This is a genomic window from Halorubrum sp. JWXQ-INN 858 (assembly GCF_009806985.1).
Taxonomy (GTDB): Archaea; Halobacteriota; Halobacteria; order Halobacteriales; family Haloferacaceae; genus Halorubrum.
In genome coordinates this window covers 376,172-389,301 of the sequence record NZ_WUAX01000005.1, presented here as the reverse complement: position 1 = coordinate 389,301, position 13,130 = coordinate 376,172, and the positions used below count along the sequence as shown (strand labels likewise).

Here is a 13,130-nt window from a genome sequence, read left to right as displayed (position 1 = left end):
TCGCCGGCCGGCTACGGGACCGACCAGCGCCCTGCGGCGACGCCGGAGCCGACGTCGGAGCCGTCGTCGAGCCGGTCGCGCCAGCCGTCGAGGACCGGGAAGCGCTCGTCGCGCCGCCGCTCCAGCCAGCGGAGGAGCCGCGCCGCCCAGCGGAGCTTGCGGCGCTTCTGTGGACCCACGTCGGGGTCGTCGAACGCCCAGCCGACGAAGACGAGCGAGCCCGCGCCGACGTGGTCCGCGAGGAACGCGGCGCGGTCGCCGTCGGTGAACCCGCCGGTGTTGCGAACGGGACCGCGGGGAGCGGCCTGCGTCGTCGCGAGGGTCCACTCGGGGTCGAACCGCGGGAGCCACTCGCGGACCGCCGGGACGTTGTCGCCGTGAGCGTGCGCGGCGACCGGCACCCCCCGCTCCGTCAGCTCGAGTGCGGTTTCCGGGTTCTTGTCGAGGTCCGTCACCATGCAGTCGACGTCGACGCCCGCCTCCAGCAGGACGTCGGCGGCGGTGGAGGCCGCGACGACGACGTCCGCCTCGCGGGCCCGGTCGACCTCCTCGCGGAGGCACGGTGCGGCCCCCGCCACCGCGACGGTCCGTCCGCGCCAGTCGCCGAGCCGCCTAAGGGGGAACGGCCGCGCCAGGTCGACGGCGACGTCGCGAGCGTGTTCGTCGGCGTCCCGTCCGAAGCCGAAATCGGCGAGGATCGCCTCGTACACCGGCTCGAACTCCGCGAAGTTCACGGTCGGCCTCGTCGCTTCGGGGCAGCCGTCGACGGACTGAGCCGTCGCTGTCCGGGGATAATACGGTATGGGCCGGAGTGGCACAGAGTACCCCTACCCGCGTGCCCTTCCGGCGTCCAGTCGCATGATTGTCCACACGATGGCATAAACTTTCTCTTACTTTGAGGTAGCATCGATATGCTCGAAAACGACGCGGAGAGGCCCCGAATCGCCCGAAACATCGTCTCGAACCGCGGCCAGTCCGGCCGGCGTGCCGACGAGGAGTCCGCGAACCGGATCGGCGGAGTCCGCGGCGGCGCCCGTCGATCGATCGGTGCCCGCGGGGACGAACGCCGCCCCCCCGGCGGCCGTCGCGTCGTGCCCGGCCGTCGCCGCTCGGAGCGCGCCGACCGCCTCGTCGGACAGCCCGGAGAGCTCGTACGTCCGGACGACCGCTCGATCCGCGACCTCGTCGGCGGCGTCGAGCCGGGCGAGGTGGCGGCGTGCCTCGGCGGTCGTCGTGACGTCGAGCTCCTCGACGGCGACTCCGTCGCTCCCGCCGGAGGACCGGGTCCGCTCGCGGGCGAACGTCGCGCCGATCAGCGCCGCGTCCCGCGTCTCGGCGACGTCGTGGGTCCGGATCACGTGAGCACCCCGCTCGACGGCCATCGAGGTCGCCGCCAACGAGACGGGCAGCGCCGCCTCGGTGCTCCGGCCCGCGACGTCACGGAGGAAGTTCTTGCGGTTGATCGAGACGAGCAGCGGGCGGCCGTAGCCGCGGAACTCCCGGAGCCGGCGGAACGTCTCGCGGTCGTCCGCGAGCGTCTTCGCCGCCGACCAGCCGCCGAAGGCGGGGTCGAGCATCGTCTTGTCCGTGAAGCCGTTCCGCGAGAGCGCCGCGTAGATGTCGTCGACGTCCTCGATCGCGCCCGGTCGTTCGAGGTCCGGCGGCGACGCCATCTTCGAGACGGCGGCGTCGTGGGCGGCACAGACGCGGGGCATCTCCGGGTCGGCGAACCCGCAGACGTCGTTGACCATGTCGAAGCCGCGCGAGAGCGCCGCGTCGGCGACCTCGTGGTAGCGCGTCTCGATCGACCACACCGCGTCGCCGGAGACGGACGCCAGCGTCTCCACCGCGGTGTCGAGCCGGGCCAGCTCCTCGTCGGCCGAGAGCACGTCGAGGTCCTTGTTCGCCGACTCGAGGCCGACGTCGACGATGTCGGCCCCCTCGTCGATCAGCTCCTCGTCGACGTACGCCGCCGCCTCGCCCGGGTCGTCGTACACGCTCGGGTCGTACGGCGACTCCGCCGAGACGTTCAACACGCCCATGATACGGGGCGGGTGGTCGTCGCCGATGCCGAGGCCCGCGGCGTCCACGTTTCGCATAGCCGTATCAGGGGGGCGACTCTTAAAGGACCCCCGGAACCGGCGGCCGACGGCGGCCCGGTTCTCGGCCGGGGAGCGCCCTCGAGACGGCCTCCGCGCCCTCCACGTCCACGTCGGCGCGCGCGGCTCCGAGGGCGACCGGCGGGAGCCCGAGAGCGCGCGCGAGGTCGTCGGACTCCGTCCGACTGCTCGGAAATCTCCGATTTCCGGTGGAGGTCGGCGGCGGCCGCGGCGCGGTGCGGTCCCGCAGCCGCCGCCGGCCGAGGCTGGGGAGGGTGAGGCTTCGTTCGCCGGACGGGCGGGCGAGTGGGCGAGTGGACGAGCGGGCGGGGCTGCTTCCGTTGGACGCCGGGGCCCGCGACGATCCACCGCACATCGTGTAACAGTCCCGCGACGACCCACCGTACACCGCTTAAAAGCCTCTCGTCGACCGATCGTCCGAACTCGCCACCCGGACCCGCGTCGACCCGAAACCGTCGTCTCTCCCGTCCCGATGGTGCCCCGAAACCGGTTATAAGGGCCTCGGCTACCTTTTTGCGCGTGGCCGACGATCGGCCGCGTATGCCGACCGAGATCGCGCCGGACGTCTACGACATCACGTGTGCAGAACGGGACGGGAAGCGCTTCCGGGTGTTCCTGCTGACGGCGGGAACGCCGACGCTGTTCGACGCCGGGCTCGCCGACACGGTCGACGCCGTCGCCGACGGGATCGAGTCGGTCGGCGTCGAGCCCGAACGGCTGGTCGTCACGCACGGCGACGGCGATCACGTCGGCGGGTTCGACGGCGTCGTCGACCGCTACGACCTCGAGACGTGGGTGCCCGCGGAAACCGACCTCGACGCCGACCACGAGCCGGACCACCGCTACGGGGACGGCGACCGGATCGGCCGGTTCAGGGCGGTCCACGTCCCGGGCCACAAGCCGGACAACCACGCGCTGATCGACGCGGACGCCGGGGTCGCCGTGCTCGGCGACGCCGTCTCGGGGGCCGACCAGCGCGGGCTCCCCGCGGGGTACTTCCACCTCCCGCCCGCCGTCTACTCGCGGGACCTCAACGAGGCCGAGGAGAACCTCGATCGCCTGCTGACGTACGAGTTCGACGTCGGGCTCGTCTACCACGGCTCCTCCGTGACCGAGGGCGCCCGCGACACGCTCGACCGGTACGTGAACTTCCCGGGGAAACCGACGTAGCGGTCCGCCGCGCCGGTCGCCGACGCGTCCGGAACCCGGAACGCCCCCGTGGAGAAGCCCGCGGCCCGAAGGCCTTCGACTCCCCGCGAACGCCGGAAGGACGCGCTTTTATCCGCTCCGGCCCAACCGCGGCCATGGCGAAAGTGAGCGTCGGCCTCCGCGGATGGCGGTTCGACGAGGACGAGATATTCACGGGCGACGGCGAGTTGAAGCCGCTCGACGAGGTCCCCGACGAGCCGCGCGAGCGGCTCGTCAGGCTGACCAAGCTCGTCGAGGAGCCGTGTGACGTCTGTTACCTCGATCACGGCGAGGCGGCGATCCACCGGTGTACCCAGGCGGCGGTCGTCTACGGCGAGCCCCGCGGGGAGGTCCTGCTCTGTGCGGAGCACGAACCGACGTTCCTCTACTGGTTCCGCGAGGCGGGCGGCGACGAGTACGCCGGCTCGCTCGAGTTCGGCGAACGCTTCCACGAGTGGGTCGCCGCCGGCAACGAGGCCCCCGAGGGGTACGGCTCGGTCGAACACGTCGATGAGGACCCCGACGGACTCCCGGACCCGCCGGACCAACGGGAGCTCCAGGAGCGGCTCGAGCGCGGCTTCGACGGCGACCGGATCGACATCCGCGAGCTGGCCGGCGTCGAGGCCCCCGACGAGGACGACCGCCTCCGCGAGGAGGACCTCGCGGACCTCGACCTCTCGACCGAGTACCCGTCCGACCGATGAGCGAGAAGCCGACGCGGAACGGCGAAGCGCCAGGAAACGGCGAACCGGCGCGGAACGGCGAAGCGACGCGGGTCGACGACCGCACGACCCACACCGGATCCCCCCTCCCGGTCGTCGTCGTGGTCGAGCCGGAGACGCCGGGCAACGTCGGAACGATCGCGCGGGCGATGAAGAACTTCGGGCTCACGGACCTCAAGCTCGTGAACCCGCCGGAGCTCGCGGAGGACGGCGAGGCGTACGGCTTCGCGGGCCACGCCCGCGAGGACGTCCTGCCGAACGCCGACGAGGTGACGTTCGACGAGGTCGTCGAGAACTACCACACGGTCGGCACCACCGCGATCACCGGGGAGGACGACCGGAGCCACGAGCGGTTCCCGTTCAAGACCCCCGTCGAGCTCCGGGAGTCGCTGCGGACGATCGACGCGCCCACCGCCATCGTCTTCGGCCGCGAGGGGCGCGGGCTCAACAACGACGAGCTCCGCCGGCTCGACGAGGTGTGTTCGATCCCCGCCGCCGCCGACTACCCCGTGTTGAACCTCGGACAGGCCGCCACCGTCCTGCTGTACGAGCTCCGCGACCTGACCGTCTCCCGGACGCAACAGCCCGACACGACGGTCACCCGCGCGGACGAGCCCGACGTCGAGCGCTTCCACGAGTACTTCTCGGAGTTCCTCGAGGCGACCGGACAGCGACCCCACCGCCGCGGGAAGAACGAGCTGCTGATGCGCCGGCTGCTCGGTCGGACGCACCCGACCGAACGCGAGGTCCACTCGCTGCTTGGCACGTTCCGGAAGGCGACGACGAAGCTCGAACACGCCGACTACCTCGCCGCGAAACACGACGAGCCGCAGTACCCCCGCGAGTAAGGAGCGAACGACCGGCGATCCGACAGCGACTTGTCACGGCGCGTCCGCCTCGAACGTATGCACGAGGACTTCCGGGCCGGGACCCGCGACGTCGCCCCGCTGCTGCTCGGGATCGTCCCGTTCGCGCTGGTCGCCGGCATCGCCTCCGTCGAGGCCGGCCTCGACCTCGGACAGGCGGTCGGGATGTCGGTGATCGTGTTCGCGGGGGCCTCCCAGCTCGCCGCGCTCGAACTGATCGGGGAGAACGCGCCGCTCGCCGTCGTCGTCGGCACCGCCGTCGTGATCAACCTCCGAATGGTGATGTACTCGGCGTCGATCGCGCCGCACTTCGCCCGCTACGGTCGCCGGACCCGCGCGGCGCTCGCGTACCTGCTCACCGACCAAGCGTACGCCCTGTCGGTCGCGGAGTTCTCCGACGACGACCGCCGGAGCCGCTGGCGCTACTACGTCGGTGCCGCGGTCCCGCTCTGGATCGTCTGGGTGATCGGGACGGTGACCGGCGTCGTGGTCGGCGCGGGTGTCCCCGAGTCGTGGGGACTCACGTTCGCCGTGCCGCTCGTCTTCCTCGCGCTGCTCGTGCCCGCGATGAAGGACCGCCCCTCGACGATCGCGGGCGTCCTCGGCGGAACGGGCGCGCTCCTCGCGGCCGGCGTTCCCTTCAACCTCGGGCTGCTCGTCGGCGCGGGCGTGGGGATCCTCGCGGGCGTGATCGCCGAGGAGGTGGTCGCGTGACGGCCGTGATGAGCGACCTCCGGATCTGGGTCGCCGTCGCGCTCATCGGGCTCGCGACGTACGGCTTCCGCGTCTCCTTCATCCACCTGTTCGGCCGGATAGACGAGGTGCCGCCGCGGGTGAGCCGCCCGCTCCGATACGTCCCGCCGGCCGTGCTCGCGGCGCTCGTCGTCCCCGATCTGGTGACGATACGGCCGACGGCCCTCGCGACGCTGGCGGACGAGCGGCTGATCGCCGGCGTCGTCGCCGGCGTCGTCGCCTGGCGGACCGAGGACGTCTTCGCGACGATCGGCGTCGGCATGGCGACGCTGTGGCTGTTCCGCTTCGTCGTGTTCGCGTAGGACGCCGGCGGACGTTGATAAGCAGGAACGCGGCGACAGCCCGTCGGTCGCCGAGGGAGCGACTTTTTGCACGCGGAACGGGAACGATCGGGTATGAGTCACGACAGACGCGAAGCCGGGTTCAAACGACGGACCCGGGTCGACGACGCGCTGACGACCCTGCTTGACGCCGCGGAGCCGCACGGGCGGACCGAGTCGGTCCCCGTCGCGGACGCGGACGGGCGGGTCGTCGCCGACCCGATCGACGCCCCGGCCCCCGTCCCCGGCTACGACCGCGCCGCCATGGACGGCTACGCCGTTCGGGCCGCGGACACCTTCGGGGCCTCGGACCGGTCGCCGGCCGTCCTCCGCGCGACCGACGGGGCGGTCGGGCCGGGCGAGGCGGCCCGGGTCCACACCGGCAGCGACCTCCCCGAGGGAGCGGACGCCGTGGTGATGATCGAACACGTCGAGGAGGTCGCCGACGAGGTGGAGGCGTTCGACGCGGTCGCCGCCGGCGAGAACGTGGGCGCGGCCGGCGAGGACGTCGAGGCGGGCCAGCGGCTCTACGAGCCGGGCCACACGCTCCGGCCGTCCGACCTGGGGCTGTGTAAATCAGTCGGGCTCGGGTCGGTCGCGGTGGCGGAACCGCCCACGGTCGCGGTCCTTCCGACCGGCGAGGAACTGGTCCAGGCGGACCCCGACCCCGGCGAGGTGATCGAGACGAACGGGCTCACCGTCTCGCGGCTCGTCGAGCGCTGGGGCGGTGAGGTCCGCTATCGCGACGTCGTCACCGACGACGAGGCGGCGCTCGCGGACGCGATCGAGCGCGACCTCGACGCGGACGTCGTCGTCACGACCGGCGGCTCCTCGGTCGGCGAGCGCGACCTGCTCCCGGAGGTCGTCGACGGCCTCGGCGAGGTGCTCGTCCACGGGGTCGCGCTCAAGCCCGGCCACCCGGTCTGTCTCGGCGTCGTCGACGACACGCCGGTCGTCTCGCTGCCCGGCTACCCCGTCGCCTGTATCGTCAACGCGGCGCAGTTCCTCCGTCCCGTACAGAAGCGCGTCGCCGGAACCCACGCCGCGCCGTTTCCGACCCGACGGGCGACGCTCACGCGGAAGGTCGCCAGCGAGCCGGGGACTCGGACCTTCGCGCGGGTCCGTCTGGAGCCGGCGGACGGCGACGACCTCCCGGTCGCGACGCCCACCCGCGCGGGCGGGTCCGGGGTCCTCTCCAGCGTCGCGCTCGCGACCGGCTGGGTCGTCGTCCCCGAGCCACGGGAGGGGATCGACGCCGGCGAGGCCGTCGACGTCGAGCTCTGGGAGGTGACCGAATGAGCGACCGCAAGGAGTTCCGCGACCTCGCGGAACCCGACGCCGCCCGCGAGGCGATCGCCTCGCTCGACCTCTCCCCGGACCCGACGTCGGTCCCGCTGTCGGACGCCCGCGGGCGCGTCCTCGCCGAGCGGGTCGACGCCGACATCGACGTTCCCGGGTTCGATCGGGCGTCGATGGACGGCTACGCCGTCCGCGGCCGGGACACGTTCGGAGCCGACGAGTCGGACCCCGCCGAGCTCGAGCTGATCGGCGCGGTCCACGCGGGGGCCGCCCCCGACGTGACCGTCGAGCCCGGGACGTGCGCGGAGGTCTCGACCGGAGCGGTGATGCCGGACGGGGCGGACGCGGTCGTGATGGTCGAGCGGACCGACGAGGTCCGCGAGGCGGGGACGCCGGCCGACGCCGCCCCCGACCGGATCGCGGTCCGGACGGCGGTCGCTCCGGGCGACCACGTGATGGCGGCGGGCGCCGACATCGCGGCGGGCGCACGAGCGCTCGGCCCCGGAACGCGGCTGACGCCCCGCGAGATCGGGCTCCTCTCGGCGCTCGGCGTCGACGAGGTCCCGGTCCGGGGCCGCCCGACCGTCGGGATCGTCTCGACCGGCGACGAGCTCGTCCGGCCGGGCGAGGCGATCGATCCGGGCCGCGGGGAGATCTACGACGTCAACTCGACGACGATCGCGGCCGGCGTGGCCGAGGCGGGCGGCGAGCCGGTCCTCTACCCGCACGCCGGCGACGACTACACGGAGATGGAGCGGCTGCTCCGGACCGCCGCCGACGAGTGTGACCTCGTGCTCTCGTCGGGCTCCACGTCCGCGAGCGCGGTCGACGTCATCTACCGCGTGATCGAGGAGCGCGGCGATCTCCTGCTCCACGGCGTCGCGGTCAAACCGGGCAAGCCGATGCTGGTCGGGCGGCTCGACCGCGGGGACGGCGGGGAGTCGGCGTACGTCGGGCTGCCGGGCTATCCCGTCTCCGCGCTCACGATCTTCCGGACGTTCGTCGCGCCCGCGGTCCGCGCGGCGGCCGGCCAGCCGGAGCCCCGGACCGCGACCGTCGAGGGACGGATGGCCCGCCGCGAGCGCTACGGCGAGGGCCGGCTCCGGCTGATGCCCGTCGGCCTGCTCGACCTCGGGGCGGGACCCGCGGCCGACGCGCGGGCCGGCGACCCCGACCTCCCGATCGTCTATCCCGTCGACAAGGGCTCCGGCGCGACGACGAGCCTCGTCGAGGCCGACGGCGTCGTCGCCGTCGACCCCGACACCGAGTACCTCGACGCCGGGGAAGCCGTCTCGGTCCGGCTGTTCTCGCCTGACGTCCGCCCGCCGACCCTGCTCGGCGTCGGCGAGGACGACCCGGCGCTCAACCGGCTGCTCGACCGGCTCGCGAACCCCCGATACCTCCCCGTCGGCTCCCGGGAAGGGCTCCGACGCCTGCGCGACGGGGTCCCGGACGTCGCCGTGACGGCCGGCCCGACCGACCGCGAGGTCGACAGCGTCGCGCTCGGCGGCTGGGACCGCGAGTGGGGGCTCGTCGTCCCCGGCGGGAACCCGACGTCGGTGGCGGGGCTCGCGGACCTCGTCGACCGCGACCTCCGGTTCGTCAACCGGCCGCCGGACGCGGGGCTCCGCCGCGCGTTCGACGACGCGCTCGACGGACTCGCCGCGGAGCGCTCGACCGATCGCACGGCGCTCGCCGACCGGATCGACGGGTATGGTCTCGGTCTCCGTGCCTTCGAGAGCCCCGCCCGCAAGGTGTCGGCGGGCGACGCCGACGTGGGGCTCGGCCTCCGCGCGACCGCCGACCGCCTCGGCTGCGGCTTCGTTCCGCTCGGCGAGCAGGCGGTCGTCGTCCGCGCGGCCCCCGACCGGATCGAGCGGGAGGCCGTCGCGTCGCTCGCGACCCTGCTCGACGACCCCGACGACGTCGCGGGGCTCCTCGACGGGCTGGCCGGCTACTCGGCGTAGCCGGGGTCAGTTCAGCGCCCAGATCCCGTAATTCAGCGCCGTCGCGAAGGCGATCCACAGCAGGTACGGGACGAGGAGGGCGGCGGCCCGCCGGTCGACGCGCGCGAAGGCGACGGCGGTGGCGACGACGAGCGCGAACAACACGACGAGCACGACCAGTCCGAGGTCGACCCGGCGGAGCCCCCAGAAGACGGGCGACCAGGCGACGTTGACGGCGAGCTGGACGCCGAACAGCGCCAGCGCGACCCGAGCCTCACGGTCCCGTGGGACGAGCCCTCGAATCCGGTCGATCCGCGCGGCGTCGATCCCAGCGGCGGCGTCGCGGGCGCGGCCCTCGCGGTGGACCAACACCGCGGCGACGCCCAACAGCGCGTACAGCACCGGCCAGACGACGCCGAAGGCCCAGTTCGGCGGGTAGTACGGCGGGAGCTCCGCGGCGACGAACCACGCCGCGTCCGGCGTCGTAAACGGCACGCCGAACGCGCCGATCGCGTTGACGGCGACGGCCGCGAGGGCCATCCTGAGGGCGTCCCGGCGGTCGAGCGGCCCGGCGGTGCGGGACGGAGGACTCATATGCGATCAGTCGGGCGAGATCCACTTAAGCACCGACGGGCGTGACGGGTGGAGCGGAGCAGGGCAGAGCGGATCGGGGAGCGGAGGACGGGACGGGGCGGAGCGGGGGCGGAGGACGGGACGGGACGGAGCGGAGACGGAGCGTCGGACTCCACAACGCACTTACCGGCCTCGGGTCCTGTCTTTCGGTATGTACACAGTCGTCGGCGGCGGGATCGCCGGGCTCGCGGCGGCCTATCGGCTCCGATCACGGGGCCACGAGGTCCGCGTCTTCGAGGCGTCCGACGCCGTCGGCGGGCTCGCGGCGCTGTACGACACCGCCGGCGACCCCATCGAGCGGTTCTACCACCACCTCTCGCGCTCCGAGGAGACGATCGTCGAGCTCGCCGACGAGCTCGGCGTCGGCGACCGTCTCGAGTGGCGGATCGGCGAGAACGCCTACTACCTCGACGGCGTCGTCCACCCGCTCGACAAGCCGTGGGAGATCCTCGCGTACCCCGGGATGAGCCTCTACGACAAGCTCCGGCTGGCGCTTCTCACACAGGGGATCGACGTTCGCGGAGGCCGCCCCCGGTTCGGGACGTACGACGACCTCGCGGACTTCGAGGACGTCCCCGTCCGGGAGTTCATCGTGGAGCACACGACCCAGGGGGTGTACGACGGGTTCTTCGAGCCCTTGCTCGACGCGAAGTTCGGCGACCGCGTCGACGACGTCTCCGCGGCGTGGCTGCTCGGCCGGGTGAAGTTCCGCGGCGAGCGCGACCTCCTCCGCGGGGAGGTGTTGGGCTACTTCGACGGCTCCGTCGCGGTCCTGCTCGACGCGCTCGTCGACGCCGTCGGCGAGGACGTGATCACGACGAACGCGCGCGTGACGGGGCTCGACGCCGGCCCCGGCGGCGTCGAGTCGGTGACCGTCGAGACCGACGCCGGGACGGAAACCCACGACACTGACGGCGTCGTGGTCGCCGCGATGCCGAACGTCCTGACCGACTTGACGGGGTACACGTGTGCGATCGACTTCCAGGGCGCGGTGTGTGCGGTCGTCACGCTGGACGAGCCGCTGACGGACACCTACTGGCTCAACGTCGCCGACGACGCCCCGTTCGGCGCGCTCATCGAGCACACGAACTTCGTGCCGCCCGAGCGGTACGGCGGCGACCACCTGCTGTACGTCGCGAGCTACGTCCAGTCGCCCGACGAGCCGAACTGGACGGACGACGACGCGGCGCTCCGGGAGCGCTGGCTCGCCGGGATCGAGGACCTCTTTCCCGCGTTCGATCGCGGGGCGGTGTCGGCGTTTCGGATCGCTCGGAACCCGCGCGCCGCGCCCGTCTACGAGCGGGGGTATCGCGACGCCATCGTGCCGACCGACCTCGCCGCGGCGGGATCGCCGGGCGTCTACTACGCGGGGATGGCGAGCCGGGCGCAGTACCCCGAGCGCTCGCTGAACGGCGGGATCGTCGCGGGGTTCGAGGCGGCGGACGCGGCGGTCGGTCGCACGGACGCGGCGGTCGATCGCGCGGACGCGGCGGCCGACCGGGCGATCGACGCCGACGGCTGATCCGCCCCCGTCGTCGCCGCCGACAATCCGCGCGCGTCGTCCGTTCAGATCGCGTCGTACTCCTCGCGGAACGTCTCCAGCGTCGCGGCGAGCACCCCGATGACGATGGGGCCGACGAAGAGGCCGGTGAAGCCGATCGAGTAGATGCCGCCGAACACGCCGACGAGGATGATTCCCGGGTTGAGATGTGCCTGCTTGTCGATGACGATCGGGCGGGCGTAGTTGTCGACCATCGAGACGATCGCGATCCCGTACACCGCGAGCAGGACGCCGGCCGTGACCTCGTCGACGACGACGAGGTACACCGCGGCGGGCCCCCACACGAGGAACGCGCCGATGAGCGGCAACAGCGCGAGCACGGCCATCACGAACGTCCAGAACACGACGTTCGGGATCCCCGCCACCCAGAGGCCGACCCCCGCGACCACCGCCTGCAACAGCGCGACGGAGATGTGTCCGATCACGACCCCCCACGTCGTCGCGTCGATCTTCGCGAACAGCCCGTCGGTGACGTCGTCGGGCAGCGGCACGAGCTCCCGGACCCACGCGACGAACTCCGGGCCCTCTCGGAGAACGTAGTACAGCAGGAACAGCGACAGCGCAGCCCCGAGCGACGCCCGCAACACGCCCGCGAACACCTCGCCGACCCCGCCGAAGAGCGACTCCAGGAGCACCTGTCCGGCGCTCGCGAGCCACGTCGCGATCTCGATCTCCTCGCCGGTCAGTTCGGCGATCCGGGCCTCGATCGCGGCGACGTCGAGGTCGGTCTCCCCGCTCGCGATCGCCGTGAGGTCCCGAACGAACACCGACGAGATGTACGCGAGCGGGAGGATCACGGCGACGATCGAGGCGGCGATGAGCGCGATCGCCGACGGCATCGCCCCGATCCGTTCCTCCAACCGGTCGTGGATCGGGTAGAGGACGTACGCGAGTATCACCGACGCGATCACGTACTCGACGAACGGGAGCACGATGAACAGGGTGAGGAGGGCGACCGTCCCGATGAGCAGCAACAGGAAGGACTGTCCACGGTTCATACCGGGACGTCACGGCGACCCTTTATAAGGGTGGGTGCCGGAGTGAAGCGTTTTCGATTCGGTGTACGGTTCGTTCGATTCGGTGTACGGTTCGTTCGATTCGGTGTGCGGGGCGGTCCGGCGGGCTCAGGCGCTCGCCTCGTCCTCGTCGAGGCCGGGCGCGACGGACGGGTCGACGTCCTCGGGCTCCTCGGTGTCGCCGCCGACGAGCGTCTCGCCGTCGTCCGTCTCCACGTAGACGTCGTCCGCGAAGCCCGCCAGCGCGTTCTCGTACTCGGGCGTCTCCAGCCGCTCGGGCGTCGCCGGCGCGTCGTCGATCCCGTCCGCGGGCCGAAACGCGCCGAGCGGGTCGTCGATCGTGATCCCGTGTTCGACGAAGAACCCCTCGTACCGCCGGTAGTGCGCCTCCAGCTCGTCGCCGGGGATCTCCATCATCTCGGTCCATCCGTGGTTGAAGAAGTCGAAGTTCGCCTGCACGTGGGTGATCTCGCGGGCCTCCGCCTCGGGGAAGCCGGCCTCCAGCGCGGCGACGTACGCGTCCATCGTCGCGTCGAAGAAGCCGTCGAGGTGTGCGCGCCGTTCCTCCCGGCGGTCCTCCTCGGCCTTGTTGAGGAAGATGCTCGTGTGGAGGTCGACGAGCTTGTCGTTGGCGACGTCGCCGACGACGGGCGTCGTCAGCGCCTTCTTCGCGGCCCAGTGGCGGATGTTCTGCCGGATCTTCATA

13 protein-coding genes are annotated in these 13,130 nt (G+C 72.4%); 8 read left to right on the top strand and 5 right to left on the bottom strand.

Annotated elements, in window-relative coordinates; all coding sequences use genetic code 11:
- Positions 1-11: 11 nt before the first annotated feature.
- Both GRS48_RS03300 and GRS48_RS03295 read right to left on the bottom strand, forming a co-directional pair.
- A complete protein-coding gene (locus tag GRS48_RS03300) occupies positions 12-734 on the bottom strand; it encodes a 6-hydroxymethylpterin diphosphokinase MptE-like protein (RefSeq protein WP_321168267.1) in 723 nt (240 codons plus the stop codon).
- A 156-nt stretch (positions 735-890) separates the two neighbouring features.
- Entirely contained in the window at positions 891-2,099 is a 1,209-nt protein-coding gene (locus GRS48_RS03295; protein WP_159483482.1) for a dihydropteroate synthase, read from the bottom strand.
- Between the two features lie 561 nt (positions 2,100-2,660).
- Here GRS48_RS03295 and GRS48_RS03290 point away from each other — a divergent pair.
- The 7 genes from GRS48_RS03290 (at position 2,661) to GRS48_RS03260 (ending at position 9,235) form a co-directional block, all read left to right on the top strand.
- A complete protein-coding gene (locus tag GRS48_RS03290; protein WP_159483481.1) occupies positions 2,661-3,290 on the top strand; it encodes an MBL fold metallo-hydrolase in 630 nt (209 codons plus the stop codon).
- 134 nt (positions 3,291-3,424) lie between these two features.
- Complete coding sequence (locus tag GRS48_RS03285) at positions 3,425-4,012, top strand: hypothetical protein (RefSeq protein WP_159483480.1); 588 nt, start codon at positions 3,425-3,427, stop codon at positions 4,010-4,012.
- Entirely contained in the window at positions 4,009-4,878 is an 870-nt protein-coding gene (locus GRS48_RS03280) for an RNA methyltransferase (RefSeq protein ID WP_159483479.1), read from the top strand. The genes GRS48_RS03285 and GRS48_RS03280 overlap by 4 nt, the downstream gene beginning before the upstream one ends.
- A 57-nt stretch (positions 4,879-4,935) precedes the next feature.
- The gene (locus GRS48_RS03275) at positions 4,936-5,610 is read left to right on the top strand and encodes an AzlC family ABC transporter permease (RefSeq protein ID WP_159483478.1); all 675 of its coding nucleotides are present in this window, start codon (positions 4,936-4,938) and stop codon (positions 5,608-5,610) included.
- Positions 5,611-5,618: 8 nt separating this feature from the next.
- Positions 5,619-5,951 (top strand): AzlD domain-containing protein, encoded by a 333-nt coding sequence (locus GRS48_RS03270; RefSeq protein ID WP_159483547.1) that lies wholly within the window; start codon positions 5,619-5,621, stop codon positions 5,949-5,951.
- 93 nt (positions 5,952-6,044) lie between these two features.
- Positions 6,045-7,268 carry a gephyrin-like molybdotransferase Glp gene (gene glp, locus GRS48_RS03265; RefSeq protein WP_159483477.1) on the top strand — a complete coding sequence of 408 codons (1,224 nt, stop codon included), beginning with the start codon at positions 6,045-6,047 and terminating at the stop codon, positions 7,266-7,268.
- A complete protein-coding gene (locus GRS48_RS03260; RefSeq protein WP_159483476.1) occupies positions 7,265-9,235 on the top strand; it encodes a molybdopterin biosynthesis protein in 1,971 nt (656 codons plus the stop codon). Before glp ends, GRS48_RS03260 begins: the two co-directional genes overlap by 4 nt.
- Positions 9,236-9,241: 6 nt before the next feature.
- Here the strand turns inward: GRS48_RS03260 and GRS48_RS03255 are convergent, their stop codons facing one another.
- On the bottom strand, positions 9,242-9,808 hold the full coding sequence (locus GRS48_RS03255) for a TspO/MBR family protein (protein WP_159483475.1): 567 nt from the start codon (positions 9,806-9,808) through the stop codon (positions 9,242-9,244).
- A gap of 190 nt (positions 9,809-9,998) precedes the next feature.
- Between GRS48_RS03255 and GRS48_RS03250 the strand changes: the two genes are divergently transcribed.
- Complete coding sequence (locus GRS48_RS03250) at positions 9,999-11,369, top strand: NAD(P)/FAD-dependent oxidoreductase (RefSeq protein ID WP_159483474.1); 1,371 nt, start codon at positions 9,999-10,001, stop codon at positions 11,367-11,369.
- A 44-nt stretch (positions 11,370-11,413) separates the two neighbouring features.
- Here GRS48_RS03250 and GRS48_RS03245 read toward each other — a convergent pair whose 3' ends face one another.
- Together GRS48_RS03245 and GRS48_RS03240 are read right to left on the bottom strand one after the other, a co-directional pair.
- Positions 11,414-12,406, bottom strand: coding sequence for an AI-2E family transporter (locus GRS48_RS03245; RefSeq protein WP_159483473.1), 993 nt, complete (start codon positions 12,404-12,406; stop codon positions 11,414-11,416).
- Between the two features lie 126 nt (positions 12,407-12,532).
- A complete protein-coding gene (locus GRS48_RS03240) occupies positions 12,533-13,129 on the bottom strand; it encodes a DUF6149 family protein (RefSeq protein WP_159483472.1) in 597 nt (198 codons plus the stop codon).
- Between the last annotated feature and the right edge of the window lies 1 nt (position 13,130).